This window comes from Shewanella sp. SR44-4 (assembly GCF_014163715.1).
Classification (GTDB): Bacteria; Pseudomonadota; Gammaproteobacteria; order Enterobacterales; family Shewanellaceae; genus Shewanella.
The window spans coordinates 214,820-234,128 of record NZ_JACJDU010000001.1; the positions used below are offsets into that span (position 1 = coordinate 214,820).

19 protein-coding genes are annotated in these 19,309 nt (G+C 40.1%); 13 read left to right on the forward strand and 6 right to left on the reverse strand.

What is annotated here, in order from left to right:
* The first annotated feature begins 255 nt into the window (after positions 1-255).
* From glnK to H5125_RS00985, 4 genes are all read left to right on the forward strand, one after another.
* Complete coding sequence (gene glnK, locus H5125_RS00970) at positions 256-594, forward strand: P-II family nitrogen regulator (protein ID WP_011636110.1); 339 nt, start codon at positions 256-258, stop codon at positions 592-594.
* Positions 595-604: 10 nt separating this feature from the next.
* Positions 605-1,855 carry an ammonium transporter gene (locus H5125_RS00975; RefSeq protein WP_101085306.1) on the forward strand — a complete coding sequence of 417 codons (1,251 nt, stop codon included), beginning with the start codon at positions 605-607 and terminating at the stop codon, positions 1,853-1,855.
* A 152-nt stretch (positions 1,856-2,007) separates the two neighbouring features.
* Positions 2,008-2,340, forward strand: coding sequence for a hypothetical protein (locus tag H5125_RS00980; protein ID WP_409085801.1), 333 nt, complete (start codon positions 2,008-2,010; stop codon positions 2,338-2,340).
* 202 nt (positions 2,341-2,542) lie between these two features.
* Positions 2,543-3,658, forward strand: a complete 1,116-nt coding sequence (locus H5125_RS00985) for a tetratricopeptide repeat protein (protein WP_392341436.1) — start codon at positions 2,543-2,545, stop codon at positions 3,656-3,658.
* A gap of 5 nt (positions 3,659-3,663) precedes the next feature.
* On the opposite strand, the gene H5125_RS00990 is transcribed toward H5125_RS00985, so the two are convergent.
* Positions 3,664-4,506 (reverse strand): ABC transporter substrate-binding protein, encoded by an 843-nt coding sequence (locus tag H5125_RS00990; protein WP_162023834.1) that lies wholly within the window; start codon positions 4,504-4,506, stop codon positions 3,664-3,666.
* Between the two features lie 428 nt (positions 4,507-4,934).
* Here H5125_RS00990 and aroG point away from each other — a divergent pair, with 428 nt between their 5' ends.
* Positions 4,935-5,990, forward strand: a complete 1,056-nt coding sequence (gene aroG / locus H5125_RS00995) for a 3-deoxy-7-phosphoheptulonate synthase AroG (protein WP_182743207.1) — start codon at positions 4,935-4,937, stop codon at positions 5,988-5,990.
* A gap of 44 nt (positions 5,991-6,034) precedes the next feature.
* Here aroG and H5125_RS01000 read toward each other — a convergent pair whose 3' ends face one another.
* Positions 6,035-6,211, reverse strand: coding sequence for a hypothetical protein (locus H5125_RS01000; RefSeq protein ID WP_011636116.1), 177 nt, complete (start codon positions 6,209-6,211; stop codon positions 6,035-6,037).
* 351 nt (positions 6,212-6,562) lie between these two features.
* On the opposite strand from H5125_RS01000, the gene H5125_RS01005 reads away from it, so the two are divergent.
* On the forward strand, positions 6,563-8,356 hold the full coding sequence (locus tag H5125_RS01005) for an ABC transporter ATP-binding protein/permease (protein ID WP_182743209.1): 1,794 nt from the start codon (positions 6,563-6,565) through the stop codon (positions 8,354-8,356).
* Between the two features lie 283 nt (positions 8,357-8,639).
* Positions 8,640-8,888, forward strand: coding sequence for a hypothetical protein (locus H5125_RS01010; protein ID WP_101085312.1), 249 nt, complete (start codon positions 8,640-8,642; stop codon positions 8,886-8,888).
* A 205-nt stretch (positions 8,889-9,093) separates the two neighbouring features.
* On the opposite strand, the gene H5125_RS01015 is transcribed toward H5125_RS01010, so the two are convergent.
* Together H5125_RS01015 and H5125_RS01020 are read right to left on the reverse strand one after the other, a co-directional pair.
* Positions 9,094-9,285 (reverse strand): hypothetical protein, encoded by a 192-nt coding sequence (locus H5125_RS01015; protein ID WP_101085370.1) that lies wholly within the window; start codon positions 9,283-9,285, stop codon positions 9,094-9,096.
* 171 nt (positions 9,286-9,456) lie between these two features.
* Complete coding sequence (locus H5125_RS01020) at positions 9,457-10,944, reverse strand: FMN-binding glutamate synthase family protein (protein WP_182743211.1); 1,488 nt, start codon at positions 10,942-10,944, stop codon at positions 9,457-9,459.
* 206 nt (positions 10,945-11,150) lie between these two features.
* Here H5125_RS01020 and H5125_RS01025 point away from each other — a divergent pair, with 206 nt between their 5' ends.
* The 6 genes from H5125_RS01025 to H5125_RS01050 all read left to right on the forward strand — a co-directional run bounded on the left by H5125_RS01025 (position 11,151) and on the right by H5125_RS01050 (position 18,090).
* On the forward strand, positions 11,151-11,768 hold the full coding sequence (locus tag H5125_RS01025; protein ID WP_182743212.1) for a DUF5610 domain-containing protein: 618 nt from the start codon (positions 11,151-11,153) through the stop codon (positions 11,766-11,768).
* 142 nt (positions 11,769-11,910) lie between these two features.
* Positions 11,911-12,660, forward strand: a complete 750-nt coding sequence (locus H5125_RS01030; RefSeq protein WP_162023829.1) for a ferredoxin--NADP reductase — start codon at positions 11,911-11,913, stop codon at positions 12,658-12,660.
* Between the two features lie 215 nt (positions 12,661-12,875).
* Positions 12,876-13,883 (forward strand): Fe(3+) ABC transporter substrate-binding protein, encoded by a 1,008-nt coding sequence (locus H5125_RS01035; protein ID WP_162023827.1) that lies wholly within the window; start codon positions 12,876-12,878, stop codon positions 13,881-13,883.
* A 126-nt stretch (positions 13,884-14,009) separates the two neighbouring features.
* Positions 14,010-15,641, forward strand: coding sequence for an iron ABC transporter permease (locus tag H5125_RS01040; protein ID WP_182743214.1), 1,632 nt, complete (start codon positions 14,010-14,012; stop codon positions 15,639-15,641).
* On the forward strand, positions 15,641-16,675 hold the full coding sequence (locus tag H5125_RS01045; RefSeq protein WP_182743249.1) for an ABC transporter ATP-binding protein: 1,035 nt from the start codon (positions 15,641-15,643) through the stop codon (positions 16,673-16,675). Before H5125_RS01040 ends, H5125_RS01045 begins: the two co-directional genes overlap by 1 nt.
* Positions 16,676-17,151: 476 nt before the next feature.
* Entirely contained in the window at positions 17,152-18,090 is a 939-nt protein-coding gene (locus H5125_RS01050; RefSeq protein ID WP_101085318.1) for a Dyp-type peroxidase, read from the forward strand.
* Between the two features lie 62 nt (positions 18,091-18,152).
* Here H5125_RS01050 and argR read toward each other — a convergent pair whose 3' ends face one another.
* Both argR and H5125_RS01060 read right to left on the reverse strand, forming a co-directional pair.
* On the reverse strand, positions 18,153-18,623 hold the full coding sequence (gene argR / locus H5125_RS01055) for a transcriptional regulator ArgR (RefSeq protein ID WP_011636127.1): 471 nt from the start codon (positions 18,621-18,623) through the stop codon (positions 18,153-18,155).
* 166 nt (positions 18,624-18,789) lie between these two features.
* The gene (locus H5125_RS01060) at positions 18,790-19,215 is read right to left on the reverse strand and encodes an META domain-containing protein (protein WP_101085319.1); all 426 of its coding nucleotides are present in this window, start codon (positions 19,213-19,215) and stop codon (positions 18,790-18,792) included.
* Positions 19,216-19,309 lie beyond the last annotated feature (94 nt).

Here is a 19,309-nt window from a genome sequence, read left to right on the forward strand (position 1 = left end):
TTTTATCTGTGTTATGTAGAGATAGTGCACCGGCTTCTTGCTGCTAGGTAGCATGAAAGGTGGATGATTTGCTGCACCAAAACGATGCGTCGATGTTTCTTGTGCACTTGATTGGTGCCTTAATGTTAATAAATAAAAGAGTAAATAAAATAAAAGCTATATATAACAGCGTATTGAAAAAGTGGCCTAATGATTGAATTAACTCATCCAACAAATTAATAACAATTACATTTTTTCACACTTTTGGAGGTCGAGATGAAACTCGTCAGCGCTATCATCAAGCCATTTAAATTGGATGATGTCCGTGAAGCCATTGCAGGCATGGGCATTGAAGGTATGACTGTTACTGAAGTAAAAGGCTTTGGACGCCAAAAAGGTCACACTGAACTTTATCGTGGGGCAGAGTATCAAGTGGACTTTCTTCCTAAAGTAAAATTAGAAATTGCCACCAAAGATGAAAATTTGGACATGCTTATTGAAGCCATTACCAGTGCTGCACATACCGGCAAAATAGGTGATGGAAAAATTTTTGTGACTGATTTAGAACAAGCGATCCGTATTCGTACGGGTGAACTTGATAACGAAGCATTATAAGGTGGCTGCTATGGAAGAATTAACTCAATTAGGCCTGACGGTAACTGAACTACGTTTTGCATTAGACACGTTCTATTTCCTCATTTCAGGTGCGTTAGTTATGTGGATGGCAGCGGGTTTTGCCATGTTAGAAGCCGGCTTAGTTCGCTCAAAAAACACCACTGAAATATTAACTAAAAACGTGTGTTTATATTCAATTGCATGTGTGATGTTTTTATTCGTCGGATACAACATCATGTATGTCGACAATGTAGAAGGTGGTTTTATTCCTTCTTTTGGTTCGTTAATCGGTTCGCAAGCCGATGGTGCAGACCATGCTTTGGAATCAGACTTTTTCTTCCAAGTCGTGTTTGTTGCTACGGCAATGTCGATAGTATCTGGTGCTGTGGCTGAACGGATGAAGTTATGGTCTTTCTTAGCTTTTTCGGTCGTCATGACCGCGGTCATTTATCCTATTGAAGGTTACTGGACATGGGGTGGTGGATTCCTCTCTGAAGCTGGTTTTGTTGACTTTGCTGGTAGTGGCATTGTGCACATGGCTGGTGCTGCAGCTGCAGTATCTGGTGTGCTGCTTCTTGGTGCTCGTAAAGGTAAATATGGTGAAAATGGCCAAGTTCATCCTATTCCAGGCTCTAACTTACCAATGGCTACTTTAGGTATGTTCATTTTATGGATGGGTTGGTTTGGTTTCAACGGTGGTTCACAGCTGTTGGTTTCTGATGCTGAAAACGCCAGTGCTGTCGCTAAAATCTTTGTAAACACTAACTCTGCCGCCGCATTTGGTGCAATCTCAGCGCTTATTGTGTGTAAAGTTGTTTGGGGTAAAGCTGATTTAACCATGATTTTAAACGGTGCGTTAGCGGGTTTAGTGGCAATTACTGCTGATCCTTTATCACCTTCGTTGTTAATGGCCGGTGTAATTGGTTTGGTTGCTGGTGCAGTTGTTATCTTCTCAGTGATTGCATTTGACCGAATTAAAATTGATGATCCAGTCGGTGCCATTTCGGTGCACGGTGTTGCGGGATTCCTTGGACTAATGTTAGTACCATTATCAAATGCCGATGCTAGTTTTGGCAGTCAGCTATACGGTGCTGCGGTTATCTTCATTTGGGTATTTACCACATCGTTACTGGTATGGTTTGTATTAAAAATGACTATGGGTATCCGTGTGACAGAAGAAGAAGAGTACAACGGTATGGATGCTTCTGACTGTGGAGTAGATGCTTACCCTGAGTTTGTGAGTGTGAAAACCGCTGGCTAATGAGTTAATTAGCTAACATAGAAAACAGAACCTTAGGGTTCTGTTTTTTTTTGTAGATTAATAACGTTATTACTGACTCAATTGAGGTAAATAAAGGGCCATGTGCCAGCTTAACGTATACACTATTAGATGATGAAATCTGTGATGAGGTGATGATGAAACCAATACTGATAAATTTATTAATGGGATCTTTGTTATTAAGCGCAGCAAGCTATGCTGGCACCGTTGTGGTGCGCCAGTCATCAACGCCTTTTGATGCTTTTGCTGTTCGCGACAGTGTATTACAACAGCACGAATGGCAAGAGTTGTTAAGACAGCAACAGCAGATAATGATTTTGCAATCACTGCCTATTGGTTGTTTAGCCGTGACGTCACCATTTCCTTATTTTAGCTGTGGCAATCAATTTTATCGTCCCTACGAATATCAAGACACACAACTTTTTATCCAAATAGATCCTCCTGTTAGTGTAAATCCTCCTCAGTAGCTAATAAGCCATTACAAACTTGTAGTGGTTGTTTTGGCCTAATGGGCATCTATTGACTATGCTTTTAGATAGCGTATTCCTATCTGAGGGCTGAATAATGTTTACTCATCACCCAAAAAAGACAGAGGTTAATTCCTTTGCCAAGGATGACCACTTACGACTTCAATGGACCCATCTACTGCTTATTGTTTTACTTTTCAGCATGAGCGCTTGTCAATCAACTCAGCCCCAAAACAAAGCAATCAAGATTACTGACCTATTTCATGATGAAATGTTCATGCCTGTTGAGACTGTGGCTATTGATGATATTTATCGTTTACCTGATAAGTTTGTCGCACAATTTAGGCGACAGTTTCAAGCAGATAGTACTCTTCGCAGTCAAAATATTCTGGCTAATGAATGGTTGGCTCAATATATAGGCGCACAAGATGGTGGTTTTGAGTATCGTGATAATGTTACCCGCTCAGCCAGTGAAACGGTGCTTAATCGTCAAGGTAATTGTATGTCTTTGGTTGTGTTATCGGCGGCGTTGGCTGATGCGTTAAATGTGCCCGTGGAGTTTAATGACATAGATGTAGAACCCGTTTGGGATAGGCGAGGTGGTTTTTATTTAGTTAATGGTCACGTTAATTTACGTTTGTTACCTCCAAGGGCTAATAACACTGTGTTATTTAGAGGTACTGATGTTCTAGTGGACTTTTTGCCTGAACGCTCTGTGCGTGCGTATCATAAAAAAACAGTTAATAAGCGCCAGCTAACCGCGATGTTTTATAATAATATTGCAGCAGAAGCGTTAATTAAAACTGATTTTGATGCGGCTTATGCACTGGTTAAAAAAAGCATTCAATTGGATCCGCAATATGTGGCGGCCATCAATACTCTAGCGGTTATTTATCGACATAAGGGCTACGAAGTTGAGGCTGAATATGCATATCGTTTAGCGTTACAAATTGACTCGCAAGATTTAACCACATTATACAATTTGGCGTTGATTTTAGGTGAACAAGGGCGTTTAGATGAATGGGCGCAAATACATAAAGTGCTTGAACTCGCGAGAATAAATAATCCGTTTTACTATTTTGACATGGCTCAACAAGCGTATTTTGATAAGCAATATCAAGATGCACTCATATGGTATAAACGAGCAGTTGATAAAGCGGATTATCGTCATGAATTTTATTTTGGGTTGTCTAGGGCTTATTGGGCAACAGGTGAAGAGCGTCTGGCTGAGAAAAACCTTAAACGTGCGTTAGCCTTAAGTGATAGCAATAATAAGCAACGTTACCAAATTAAGCTGCAAGCGTTTAAACAAAATTAGTACCTTTAAGGTATTTGATACTGCGGTTGATAATTGTTTTGTTCAGCTAGATCGAGTATCTCTTGGTAGCGATATGACTGTTTGAGTGTAGTAATGGCACTATCTACTCGGTTAGTCGTTTTTTGATCATAACAGGCAATTTTACGTTGAGCAGGGTCAAAGAGTGCCACTTCTGTTACTGGTATGCTGGTATCGAGTTTTGATTTGAGTAAATGACGATAATATTCAAATATTCGTCTTTCTAAAACAATGACCTCCACATATCCATTAAATAACATCACCACTTGGCTTTTCTGATTGGTGATTTCACTGTAGTTAGGGTTGGCATTCGCGATGTCTTTAAACTCATCACCTAAGTATTGTTTTGAATTTTGGAATCCTAAAATAGACAATGCGCTAAGATCGGTAATTTGTTCAATCTTAAGGTTATTTCTAGATAAGTAAAACACGCTATTTTGATATTCAAGCAAGCTCTGTGTATAAAATAGTCCTGCCACGTTATCGGGTGCATTGATCATGCAGTCTATTTTATTGGTTTTGACTAGGCGCTGCGCACGCAAATTAGGCGCATGCACAATCTCTTTTATGTCTATATTTTCACTGTCCAGAGCAGCCTTCAGAAGGTCATACTGCACACCAGTGTTTTCATCGGTAAAGAAGTAGGGTGCAATACTGTTACTGGTAGAGAAACTGATGCTATTAATGATCGGAATCAACGTTGTATGGTAATTTTGCGAGTGGAGTTCGACTAATTCGTGCGTATCATCGATGGGATCTACTGACGTGGCAATCGCAGGATTGCAAAGAGTTAACAATGAACCTAATAAATAAATATTAAAATATTTCAATCTGTTATCCTCCTCTGGATAGCTTGCCAAGTATTAAGTTGCTCATCTTCCTTGTGTTGAATTAATGATGTTAATCATTAAAGTAAAGCATATTAATATCATCAGAGTGTCTTTTTTATGAGACAGTTTATGTTAGTGATATTTGGTGCTAAAAAATCAATGTATAAGTGTATTTCATACTCGGTTTACGGGGTAGCCAAGTGAGCTCAGTTGCTATTGCTTCCTATTACGTATTCCCAATCACATACTGATAGTCACTACTATCGGCACTGATGAATAATACTTGATTGATTTGTCGATAGATACTGGTTAAATTGATGATTCATGTTCATTTTTTCGATGGTTTTTTATCATTTTTAATGAATCGTATCAGCTGATTTATTTATTGAATCAGACTCATAAGACGTTTTGCCGGAGTTGTAACCACTATGCATTATCAAAATGACGATATTCGTATCGATGAAATAAAAGAATTGCTTCCACCCATTGCGATTCTAGAACGATTTCCGGCAACCGAACATGCATCATCAACTGTTTTCAATGCGCGTAACAGTATTCATCAAATTCTAGCCCGTAAAGATGATCGCTTATTAGTGGTGATTGGCCCTTGTTCAATTCATGATCCTGTTGCCGCCTTAGAGTATGGTCAACGCTTAGTTAAATTGCGGGAACAGTATAAAAATCAGCTTGAAATTGTCATGCGAGTGTATTTTGAAAAGCCGAGAACGACAGTAGGTTGGAAAGGGTTAATTAATGATCCGTATATGGATAACAGTTTTCAATTAAATGATGGTTTACGGACCGCTCGTAAATTACTCGTTGATTTAAATGACTCTGGTATACCAACAGCAGGTGAGTTTTTAGATATGATCACGCCTCAATATGTTGCTGACATGATGTGTTGGGGCGCTATTGGTGCACGTACTACCGAATCTCAAGTACACCGTGAACTATCATCGGGGCTATCTTGTCCAGTAGGATTTAAAAATGGTACCGATGGAACCATTAAAGTGGCTATTGATGCCATTGGAGCTGCGAGTGCTCCACATCATTTCTTGTCGGTCACTAAGTTTGGTCATTCAGCCATAGTGTCAACCAAAGGGAATCCAGATTGTCATATTATTTTACGTGGAGGTCGGGCGCCTAATTATAGTGCCGAACACGTGTCCGACATTGCCAAGCAGCTGGCTAAATCTGGTTTGACAGATAATATTATGATCGATTTTAGCCATGCTAATAGTAGTAAAGATTACAAGAAGCAGATGATGGTTGCCGATGATGTTGCAGGGCAAATATCTCAAGGTAATCATGCTATTTTTGGTGTGATGGTTGAAAGTCATTTAGTTGAAGGACGCCAAGACCTTATTGAAGGTAATGCATTGTGTTATGGACAGAGCGTAACAGATGCTTGTATCGGCTGGGATGATACAGAGTCACTTTTAGCAACACTAAATAAGAGTGTACTTGACCGTCGTAAAGCTTGATATTTGATTAGTTACACCTAAAAAAATAAGGCGCACAATGCGCCTTATTTTTTTATATGTTGTACTAAGTATTCATTGGCCTTAGCTAAACTGCCAAACGCTGAAATAAGATTATCACGCCCTTTATCTTGCAGTTCAGGGTTACCTGATTCAATCATCATCCATACCCATGTTTGTATTAGTTGTAATGGTGGGTATTGAATTTTCGAGCTATCCAACATAAAGCATCCTTTAAACTAGTAAATCGTTGTTTGTTTATTATCAAACAGGCGTTTATCTGTTCTTGAAGAGTAACAAATTCTGCTGACAGAAATAACTCTATTTAGCTTAAAAAAGCATAAAATGACTAAAAAAATTTAAAAAGTAGTATTTTAGTCTGTGTAATTTTATTCATTGATAGTTCTAAAGTACTATTTGCCTGGCGCTCAAATAGCCCTTTTATGATAAACATGAGTGTGGACTTAATCCATAGTAATGTGACCGATGTCTGATTAGAAAATGACATATAATAAGACAATCAATATTAGGTCGTGGCGAACTGCCTATAGCAGTGGTAATTAATTGGAGCATAAATGAGACCTTCTGCGTATTTCGAAGGCCCGGTAGGGAAGTTAAATTGGCATGTTTTAAGATTATTATGGCCATATTTATTAGAATTTAAAGCACGAGTGTTGTTAGCAATGATTTGCTTAATCGTTGCTAAAATTGCGAGTGTTGCACTGCCATTTATTCTGAAAGAATTAGTCGATACACTTGATAAGCAATCTTCAGCCCAGCTCATCGCCGTTCCTGTTGGATTGGTGCTAGCTTACGGCATGGTGCGTTTGCTGAATGTTATAATTGGCGAGATACGAGATACGTTATTTGGCCGTGTTACCGAACGCGCTATTCGCCGCCTTGGAAGAGCCGTTTTTGAACATTTACATCGGCTCGATCTTGATTTTCATTTAGATCGCCGTACTGGCGGCCTGTCTCGTGATATTGAACGCGGCACAAGTGGCGTCAGTTTTTTAATGCGCTTTATGGTATTTAATATTGTGCCAACCCTGCTTGAGATTGCCTTAGTGATCGGTATTTTCTTTTATAACTATGGCGCCAGTTTTGCACTGATCACTTTATTTTCTGTGGTGGCCTATATTGGTTATTCAATTGTGGCGACAGAGTGGCGCACCGGTTATGTGCGCGATGCTGCGAGAGCTGACTCGCTGGCTAATACGCGTTCAATCGATAGCTTGTTAAATTATGAAACTGTAAAATATTTTAACAATGAAGAATTTGAGTCACAACGGTATGATTCCGCACTTGAACAATGGGAAGTTGCAAAGCGAAAAAACCGTTTATCATTGTTTGCGCTAAACGGTGGACAAGCATTAATTATTGCTGTTGCGATGACGGCTATGATGGCGCTGGCGGCTTATGAAGTGAGCCAAGGCTCGATGACAATTGGTGACTTTGTTCTCATTAATGCTTTTATGATGCAGCTGTTCATTCCATTAAATTTTTTAGGCTTTGTTTACCGTGAGATCCGTGGAGCATTAGCCAATATTGAGCGTATGTTTGATATTTTAGACAAACAACCACAAGTGTTAGACCGCGTCGATGCTATTGAAGCCAGTCCAACTGTCGGGGCAATAAAGTTTACTGATGTGAGCTTTCATTACGACCAACGCGCTATTTTAAACAGCGTTAGTTTTGATGTGCCAGCAGGGAAAAAAATTGCCGTAGTGGGCGACAGTGGCGCAGGTAAGTCAACTATCATTAAACTGTTATTCCGCTTTTATGATGTTGACCGTGGGTCTATCACTATTGATGGTATTGATGTGCGTCAACTTAGCCAACAGGCCTTACGAAGAGCCATCGCAGTGGTACCGCAAGATACTGTGTTATTTAATGATTCTATTTATGAAAATATTAGGTATGGCCGCTCAAATGCTACCCATGATGAGATTCTCGCGGCGATTAAATTGGCTCATTTGAGTGACTTTATTGAATCATTGCCGGATAAAGGTAATACCAAGGTCGGTGAGCGAGGATTAAAGCTCTCCGGCGGCGAAAAGCAACGAGTTGCTATTGCACGCGCGGTGTTGAAAGGAGCGCCTATTTTAGTGTTCGATGAAGCCACATCTTCATTAGACTCACGCTCAGAGCAAGCCATTTTGAGCGCCTTGCGAGATGCAGCCAAAGGCCATACAAGTTTAGTCGTCGCCCATCGTTTATCGACCATTATTGATGCTGACCAAATCGTTGTATTGAGTAAAGGTAAGATTGTTGAACATGGAACTCATACCAGTTTGTTAGCTCAACAAGGGCTTTATGCTCGGCTTTGGCATATTCAACATGAACAAAAAGATCAGCCAAATGATTAAGGGTTGGTCAATGTATATCGCGCTATGATGTTGTCGGGTAAAATACTGTCGTTGCCACAAATAAAAATCTCTCTATAGCGTAAACACTAAGTATCTGACTACTTTAACAGCGCTGAGTGGTGTTTAAATCGTCTGGATATATTTAACGCGAATGAATCTTTTGACGACAGTGATCAACGCAGTTAATCTATAGCCTAACTTGTGGGTTATTTATTCCAGATAACTTTATTTTTCAATCAATTGGATTTTATCAAAGGTGCGAATTCGTGTATGGAGGTGACTTGTGCATAATATTGCGTTAATTGCGGCGCTAGAAGGCACCCGACATCAAGTGACAACCGATTGGTTTGCTATTATGGCAATGCTTAAAACGCGTAACATGTCTGATGATGCTATTAAAATAGTTTATAACGACTTATGTGCCGGTTTGAGAGTAACGACTCGAGGACTCACTTTAGCTAAAGCAATGAACAAAGACCTTGATAAAAACATTATTAAACAAAGTGATGATCCGCAGGACATGCTTTCTTAGTTTACATCGCGTTAATCAACTTATGTTGGTTCATTGATTTGCACATTATGCAGATAAAGTGATATCAACGGATGTATTTTGACATGTTCAAATGACTTTAGTCGCTAGTATTTGGCTGGTTTACGGTATCAAATACTTGGAAGAAGATAGGAATTATAGTGAGTTGATTCAATGGTAACGAGTGCTGCTACTAATTATCAGAAGCTTACTTTTTCTGCCAACCAATACAGACCATTTTTATGAGTGCAGCTGGAGAAGGATCTAAAGTTAAGCGTTTGATTTTTCCTTGTTCAAAACACACAAATTCACCTTCGATTTCTGTCATTCGATTACAGTTTTTACAGCTTAAACTTAAGCTTTTGACATTTAGATCTGCTGCATTCGTTTTTATGTTCAACACGAAATCCCCTGAATTGATGCCTCTTTAAAATCACATTAATACTGCTTATTGTGATCGATATCAAAGTATATTGTACACCTATTCTTAAATTCGGCAAAGTAATCCTCTGAGTGCCCCCCAGTAATCCGCTCAGCGCACCCAAGTTATTCACTGGGGTTGAGGTTTAATTTATTGCATATGTCGGTAATGTTTATCGAGAGTGACCGCTACACCCGTTGATTGCACTATTCGGGCATGATGGCGGGTTAAGTATCTTGGGTCGGTTACACCACATGAATGTGCGATCATGGTTAAATCGTAATGTAAGAAATGATTGTAGTTTGCGACGCGTGCAGATTTATCTTTTGGATCCAAGCCTTTTTGCAATCGTATATTGTGAGTGGTTATACCGGTTGGGCAGGTGTCTCGGTTGCACTGTAACGATTGAATGCAGCCCAAGGCAAACATGTTTCCGCGAGCTGAAGCAATAAAGTCGGCGCCAGTGGCTAATGCCCATGCCACGTATGACGGCATGATCATTTTACCGGTCGCAATCACTTTAATGCGTTGTTTAAAGCCGCGTTCATTAAGTAAATCAACCAGTAACGGTAAACTTTGGCGCAATGGTAAGCCGACATTATCCATTAAGGCTTGTGGTGCCGCGCCCGTACCACCATCTGAACTGTCTAAGGTAAAAAAGTCTGGCGCATATTCAATACCACGACGTTCAATTTCATCTAGAAATTCAGTAACCCATGACATGTCACCTAATACCGCTTTAATACCGGTTGGTTTACCGCTGATATCTCTTACTTGATTGATCATATCGACAATGTCAGCAACATTATGTAATTCAATGTGGCCATTGGGGCTTATGGAGTCTTGTCCTGCTGGGATACCGCGAATAGCTGCGATTTCTTCGGTGACTTTTATCGCCGGTAAAATACCACCTTTGCCAGGCTTAGCACCTTGGCTTAATTTAATTTCGAACATTTTTACTTCAGGATGAGCGGCAATATCGGTCAGTTTTTGTGGGTCTAAATGACCATGCTCGTTACGCACACCATATTTAGCGGTACCTATCTGAAACACTAAATCACAATGTCCTTTTAGATGATAAGGACTTAACCCACCTTCGCCAGTATTGAGCCAACAGCCTGCTTTTGCTGCACCATGGGATAGTGCTGTAATGGCTGGGCGAGACAAGGCACCAAAGCTCATGGCCGAGATATGGCAAATTTTATCGGTTGTGTAAGGGTGTTTACATTCAGGACCAATGATTACCGCGATGTTTTGGTGAGTGTCATGATCACTGACGGGGAATGCTGAGTTCATGAACATTACCGCACCCGGTTTATCCAGAACTTGTGTCGACCCAAACGCAATTGTCCTGTCAACATTTTTAGCTGCGCGATATACCCAACTACGTTCGGCTCGATTAAACGGCAGTTCTTCGCGATCTTGAGAAAAAAAGTATTGTCTAAAAAACTCACCTTGTTTTTCAAATATATATCGAAATCGACCGATAACAGGGTAGTTGTGTCGAATGGCTTGTTTGGTTTGCAATTTATCAGCGATAAACATGTAAATTACAGCGATCAGTAATAACCAAAATAACACTAAGAAAAGACCAGAAAAAATATCTATTCCCCACATGAACCAATGTTGTTGCGGCATGTTGTTATTCCTATTTGGCTATCAATCTGATTACCATATTAGCAGATGTTCATTTGGGCAAGTTAAATTGATGATGTTAATCAACAGGCTATTCTTTAGTAAAATTGATATAAATAAATTTCTCTTAATTGTTTTAATTTATGACTTTAGAAATGAGTTTTTTGGTCGATAATTAAGCTATCGGTCATTGTATGTGAGCTAATATCATGGAAATTAAACAATCAAATAGCAGTAATGCCAGTCCACTGCGTGACAATAAAACAGTTAATACATCGCAAACTTCATCAAGCCACCAAGCTGAAAAAAATTCCTCGGTTGAGCCTAAGTTAACCAGTAATCAGCTAAGTCGACAAATGATGAATAATTCGATTTTAGCGGCGCAAGAAGAAGTCAGTATTGCTGCGGGTGATAAGTCTATGGCATTACTTTACCGTGCCGCGATTGAAGCCATTAATGAAGAGCTTGCGCCAACACTGGGGGAGAACTCAGTCCAAAAGAGTATTGAAAGTGGAGTGGATTACTCTCCTGAAGCGACAGCCGATCGTATTGTCAGCTTTGCCACAAATTTCTTCTCGGTACATCAACAACAAAATAAATCCATGGGGTTTGATGAGCAAGTTAGCAGTTTTATGGTGAAAATTGGTGATGCTATTGATCAAGGTTTTAAAGAGGCTAGCGATATCTTATCTGGGCTCAAAGTATTAGAAGGCGATATTGCAGCAGGAGTCGATCAAACCTATGAGCTCATACAGCAAAAACTTGCTCAGTTTCAACAAGACCGCCTAGATGCCCATTCAGCTAAGCAAGATTCATCAACTACGTAAACTTAGCTCTGTTCTTTTAAGTGAGTTAATCGCGTGTGATTATTCACTATAGATATAAATCGGGGAGGCTTTTAATTAAGCAAATATCTGTATAGATTGGTATTATAGTAAATACATACGCCAGTCTAAAAGGAACAAAGTCATGTGGATTACCGGTACCGTGCTAAAACGCATTGATTGGAATGATAAATTATTCTCGTTGCGTATCAAAGCCGATGTCGAACCTTTTATCGCAGGTCAGTTTATTAAGCTCAGCCAAATGCGTGATGATAAACGTGTAGCGCGTGCGTATTCGCTTGTAAATCCCCCTGGGACTGATTATGTCGAGGTGCTGGCTGTTGCGGTAGAGGATGGTCAGTTATCTCCAGATCTAAAAGCATTAAGCCCAGGTGATACCATTCAAATCACGCCCAAAGCGACCGGTTTTATGACCTTAGATGAGGTGCCTAAAGGGGCATTGCAAGGTAAACACCTATGGCTGTTATCAACAGGCACTGCAGTGGGGCCTTTTATCTCTATGCTTGCAACCGATGAGCCTTGGCAACGCTTTGAAAAAGTCGTGCTAGTTTATGGTGTAAGACTTGGTGAAGATTTAGCTTATTTAGAAACGATTAAACAGTTTATTAGTCAATATCCTCAACAGTTTGTGTTTATTCCCATTGTGACCCGTGAAGATTATCCCGAAGGCTTATCATGTCGTATTCCTGATGGCATTAGCAGCGGATTAATTGAACAGAAAGCAGGCTTAGGGATTAATGCGGAACATTCTCAAGTGATGATTTGTGGTAACCCAGGAATGATAAATGATGCGCAAACCGCTTTAGTTGAAAAAGGCTTAGTAAAAAATCTTCGACGAGCGCCTGGACAAATTACGGTCGAAAAATACTGGTAGTGTTTTGGTCAATCATAATTCCATGATAGTGGCTTAAGCTTGCCATATTGGCTTACAGCATAACAATTTGATGTTTTAGCCTTGGCGTTTTAACCGCTGAATGTGAAACAGCACTTGCTCCTTTTGATATGATCACTTACCCTGTTGCAATTGATAACCATTATCAATTGCGCCGGTGGCGGCGGAATATTGATTCAGTTAAGGAGCGTTGATTAATGAAATTGCTAAAAAGTGTCGCATTATTAGGCTTGGCTTGTGTTGCTTCTTCTGTGAGTGCTGCAGATGCATTAACGGTTTATTCTTATCGCCAAGCTTTCCTGATTGAACCTATTCTAGAAAAGTTTACCGAGCAAAGTGGTGTCGACGTAAAGGTTGTTTTTGCTAAAGATGGCATTGCAGAACGTATGGTGCGTGAAGGTCGCCTATCTCCCGCTGACGTGGTGTTAACATCTGACTTCTCTCGCTTAATGGAATTAGTGGAAAAAGATCTTGTTTCTCCCGTTGACAGTGCGGTGATTAATAGCAATATTCCCCCTCAATATCGGTCACAACAGAACAATTGGTATGCGCTGACGATGCGTGTTCGTAATCTGTATTCTTCAAAAGAGCGTAGCGGTAAAATTGACATCGATTACGAAGACTTAGCTTCAGCAGAATACAAAGGTAAAATTTGTACCCGCAGCGGTAAACACCCTTATAACGTCGCATTAGTGGCGTCGATGATTGCCCATGACGGTGAAGCGAAAACGAAAACCTGGTTAGAAGGGGTAAAAGCTAATTTAGCTCGTAAGCCTCAAGGTAATGATCGTGATCAAGTGTTAGCAGTTAAAGAAGGCATGTGTGACATTGCTATCGGTAATAGCTACTACTACGGCAACATGCTGATGGATAAAAATCAGAAAAGCTGGGCTGAAGCGGTTGAAATTAACTTTCCTAATCAACAGAACCGTGGTGCTCATGTAAACGTATCAGGTATGGCATTAGCCAAACATTCACCGCATAAAGATAATGCGATTAAGCTAATGGAATTTCTTACTTCAAACGTTGCACAGAAAATGTATGCTGAAGTTAATATGGAATATCCGGTAAAGGCTGATGTCGAACCGTCTGAATTAGTGGCGTCATGGGGTGATTTTAAAGCCGATAGTTTGCCTATCTATAAGTTGGCTGAATATCATCAAGACGCTGTAAAACTGCTTGATGAAGTGAAATTTGATCTTTAATTGAAGCTTGTTTAAACATTATCAGCGCATTATCGATATGATTGATAGATTGATAGATTGATAGATTGATAGATTTATTGATTGATAGATTTATTGATGGTGCGCTAAGTTAACTCGGTATTATTTATGATTTTAGGTTTAACCAGAAGCTGGTCGCTTGCTGGTTATTTTATTACGGCAATATTAATCTTGCCACTGATTGCCTTAATTGTGCAGTCCACTCTTCCTGATCAAGCTGTATTTAGCCATTTATTCAATACAGTGCTACCGACATACATAGTCAATAGTTTATTGCTTATGTTGTTGGTTGGACTCGGAACCCTACTTTTAGCGATTCCAGCTGCTTGGTTAATTGCCCGTTGTGACTTTCCCTTTCGCCGTTACTTTCAATGGCTACTCCTTCTCCCGTTAGCGATGCCAGCCTACATTGTGGCTTATGTTTATACCGACATGCTTGATTATGCAGGTCCGGTGCAACGTGTATTGAGGGCTTGGTTTGACTGGCAATCTCCCCACGACTATTACTTTCCCGCGATACGCAGTCTTGGCGGAGCAGCGATAATATTATCGTTAGTATTGTTTCCTTATATTTATTTATTAGCGCGTACTGCGTTTATGGAGCAGTCTTCCAGTTTGTTATATGCATCGCGTGTCATGGGATGTAGTCCGTGGCGCAGTTTTTGGCGTCTTGCGCTGCCAATGGCAAGACCCGCTTTGGCTGTCGGCGTTGCACTTGTGGCAATGGAAACCGCAGCAGACTTTGCCACCGTGAGTTATTTTGCTGTACCGACATTAACCACAGCAGTTTACGACACGTGGCTCGGCTATGGCAGTTTAACCGCGGCAGCAAAGCTGTCAGCCATTATGCTGTTAGTGGTATTTTCTATGATTGGGGTTGAGCGTTTTGCCCGGCGGAAACAACAATTATTTCAAAAACAATCTTCTCTTAATGAAGCTGACAGATATGTGTTGTCACCAAAAATGGCTTGGGTCGCATTAGGCTATTGCGCTGTTTTGTTATTTACAGCCTTTTTATTACCTTTCATTGTGTTGTGTGGATATGCTATCGATTATTTCAATGAAAGTTGGGATGTTCGATTTTGGCAGTATAGCCTAAACAGTTTATATATTGCCGCTATTGTCAGTGGTGTGTGCGTAGTCCTATCATTGATATTAATGTTTGTACGCCGTGTGAGTCCGCGACAAAGTGATCAGCTTCCCGCAAGATTGAGCAGTACTGGTTATGCTTTACCGGGAACGGTGTTGGCGATTGGTGTATTAGTACCTCTGACGTTTATCGACTTTGCGATTAACGATATTTACGATTGGTTTGGCGCCCAAGGCCCAGGTTTATTGCTGACTGGCAGCGTGTTTGCACTGATTTTTGCTTTTTGTGTTCGTTTTATTGCTATATCCATCGGCAGTTTAGAAAACAGTTATAAACGTATTTCCCCTTCTTTAGACATGGCGTGTATTACCTTAGGACGAACGCCTACTCAGCTACTATGGCGAGTACATTTGCCTTTATTACGCAAAGGGATTTTTGCCGGTGCTTTGTTAGTGTTTATTGAAAGCATGAAAGAATTACCCGCAGCGTTATTATTGCGTCCTATAGGATTTGAAAACTTGGCGACTTATGTTTTCCAATTTGTCTCAGATGAAAAACTAGAACATGGCGCATTGGCCGCTATTGTGATTGTGTTAGTTGGGCTTGTACCTTTGATTTATCTTAATCGCTCTTTGGAGCAACAAGGCTAATTATGTCAACCTTAACCATTGAAAATGTTTGCAGCGATTATCACGGTCAAGTGGTGTTGCGCCATTTAGATCTTACCTTGGCGCAAGGTGAAATTGTCGCATTATTAGGCCCCAGTGGCTGCGGCAAGACAACACTGCTGCGCGCGATTGCGGGCTTACAAGCCATTAGCCAAGGTTGCATCAGCATCAATGGGCAAACGCTGAGTGGTGATGGTGTGTTTGTTGCGAGCGAGCAACGTGGTGTGGGAATGATTTTTCAAGACTATGCCTTATTTCCGCACTTAACTGTGGCAGACAATATCTTATTTGGGGTTAACGAACTCAATCGTACTGCGCGGTTAGCTCGATTGGAAGAAATGCTCGAACTGGTTAAATTAACCGGGTTGGCGTCTCGTTACCCGCATGAATTATCTGGTGGTCAACAGCAACGAGTGTCGATTGCGCGTGCATTGGCATATCAGCCAGAATTATTATTGTTAGACGAACCTTTTTCTAATATCGATGCGCAAGTCCGTAACGATATGATGTTAGAAATTCGCGCCATATTAAAACAACGTAATGTCAGTGCCGTGTTTGTGACTCACAGTAAAGATGAAGCATTTGTGTTTGCAGATAAACTGGCTTTATTTAAAGATGGCGCCATTATTCAACATGGTAAAGCCGAAACCTTATACAGTGCACCAACTGATCGCTACGTTGCCGATTTTTTAGGGGCGGGTAATTACTTACCTGTTACGGTTACTTCCAGTCATCAAGTGCACTATTCCTTGGGCGATCTTAGCAGCACAGAAGCATTGTCTTTACCTGTTGGCAGCCAAGGGCAATTATTATTGAGACCACAGCAAATTGAATTACATCCTCGTATCAATGGCCGAGGATGCATTGTCGAAAGGCATTTCCTTGGTACGGTATGTCATTATCAGGTCCAAATTGGCGATGATATTTTGGACGTCAGTAGCCAATCAACGACGTTAATGCCCGGTCAACGAGTGGACATAAATATTACAGCGCATCCACTGGTGATTTTTAATTAACTATCAATGCTGTAATTTTAATTGTCCAGCCTGTAGTGAACCTTAGTTCGGGGAAAGTGGTTATCAAATTACCCTTTGTTTGCTAAAAGTGTTGCTAACAGTACGTTATTAACTTGTAATAACGCTGCTTTAAACACCCCAGCAATAAGATACTTACCTCATGCTTGCAAAATAATGGCTAATTTTACGATGACATAGGCTAAATATCTGATTTAGGGCTTACTTTTTGGCCCTTAACTCTAGTGAGTTCGTTAACAATTGTAATGAATGATCAAGCTGTTATCTGCACGAATATGAATACAATATGTATTACAAACGGGCTAAATGTGAGTACACTTCAAGTAATTTAAATTTGATTAAGTTAATCTAATGATTAGCTTAACTGGTAAGAGATGTTAATCGCCGTCGAATAACATCAAAACGTTAAATTATCACCGTTTAGGCCGACATTTAGTATTAAGATGGATGAAGTTAATATGGGTAACCAAGTTATGCCTCGTGAACAGTTAGGAATTTGCGCAGAAGGGAATTTACACAGTGTGTACTTGATGTTTAATGCCAACGATGGTGTTGAAGATCAGTTACGCCCATCTATTGCTAATGTAGCGCAGTATATTTATGAACTCACGGATCAATATGCCGACAGTGCTTTTAATGGCTTTGTGGGTATTGGGGCTAATTTTTGGGATACCTTTTATCCAGAATCTCGCCCTGCATTATTAAAACCTTTTCCGGCCATGAGTGAAGGTAACCGTGATGCACCTGCAATGGAATATGATCTGTTTATTCATATCCGTTGTGATCGCTATGATATTTTGCATCTTGTCGCCAATGAAATTAACCAAATGTTTGAAGATTTGGTCGAGTTAGTCGATGAGGAACGTGGCTTTCGCTTTATGGACAGTCGTGACTTAACTGGTTTTGTTGATGGTACTGAAAACCCTAAAGGACGCCATCGTCAACAAGTTGCACTTGTCGGTGATGAAGATCAAGAATTTGTCTCTGGTAGTTATGTTCATGTCCAAAAATACATGCATAACTTAAGTAAGTGGCATCGTTTACCGCTTAAAAAACAAGAAGATATTTTTGGTCGTACCAAAGTTGATGATATTGAGTATGAATCAGAAGATAAGCCATTAACCAGCCACACAAAACGAGTTAACTTAAAAGATCCACACGGTAACGCATTAGAAATTTTACGTCAAAGCATGCCATATGGTTCGATTAGAGAACAAGGATTGATGTTTATTTCAGTATGTCGTACACCGGATCACTTCGAACAAATGCTCCGCAGTATGGTGCACGGTGATGGTCACGGGAATCATGATCATTTGATGTTGTTTACTAAAGCGCTGACTGGATCGTCTTTCTTTGTGCCATCATTGGATTTTTTAACTCAATTTGATGATGCGTAAACGCCAGTTTTAGGTAATAAAAAAGCAATGCCATGGCATTGCTTTTTTATTGAAATGGTTTTTTATTCACTATAGTTGAATAAAGATCTAACCGTTTCTAATGTCTCATCAATGGTTTTAATACTTGCTGGACAGATGAAAATAGTATCATCACCGGCAATAGTACCTAATATCCCTTCTGGTTTGCCTATTGAATCGAGCAAACGGGCGATTAATTGCGCAGCACCAGGGCTAGTTCTTACCACGATCATGGCTTGGTTATGATCGACATCCAATACCAAATTTTTAACTGGGCTACCCGCAGTAGGTACGCCTAGCTCGGCAGGGAGGCAATACACCATCTCTTGCTTAGCGTTGCGAGTGCGTACAGCACCAAATTTGCTGAGCATACGTGATACTTTAGATTGATTAATATTACCGAATCCTTCGGCTTGAAGCGCATTAACAATCTCGCTTTGGCTTCCAAAACGTTCTTCTTTGAGAATCGCTTTAAAAGTGCGTACGAGCTCATCCTGATTTCTTGTCGCTGGCATAGTGATAATTCATCTTATAGTTGTTATTCAAAAATCTAGCACATTTTGAATAGATTGACTTATTAAGTCAAGAAAGAATCAGATTTATTGAATAAAAATTCATTTTTTAATGGAACTTTAAACTGACACTAATAACTAATCCGGCGACTCATTTAAACCATAGGCTTTAGGATAAGGGTAACGATTGTTTTGTCAGTACCAATAGCGTATCACCATTTATAGACAATAGATTGAGTTTTCCTTTAGAGAAATCAACTTGTTCTACCAATGAAATCGCTTGCATCAGTTCAGCTTCTTGGGTGATTAAACTATCGATACAGGCTTTCATAGTCGAACCTGATGGTGCAAGTTGTAGCAAGTGACCTTGTTGGGCGTAACGACCAAAAAATTGATTACAGCTATTATTACCTGTCAGTTCACCGTTTGGAGCAAAAACTAAATTTGCTGGGCTATTATTAATGGTAGGAGTGTCGAGGACGACTTCTACATGCCAAGTACCAATTAATTGTTCATTTGAGACAATTTGAGTGTGGCTTTGACAAGCACTAAGGCCTAAAAATATAACAGTGGCGCCGAGAATATGCTTTATCATGTTGAGAGATTTCCATATACCAAAAAATTGCCGTTATTCTACTACTTGAGTGTGAATAAGAGCGTAAATAATTGTAATGTTTTGGATTAATGAA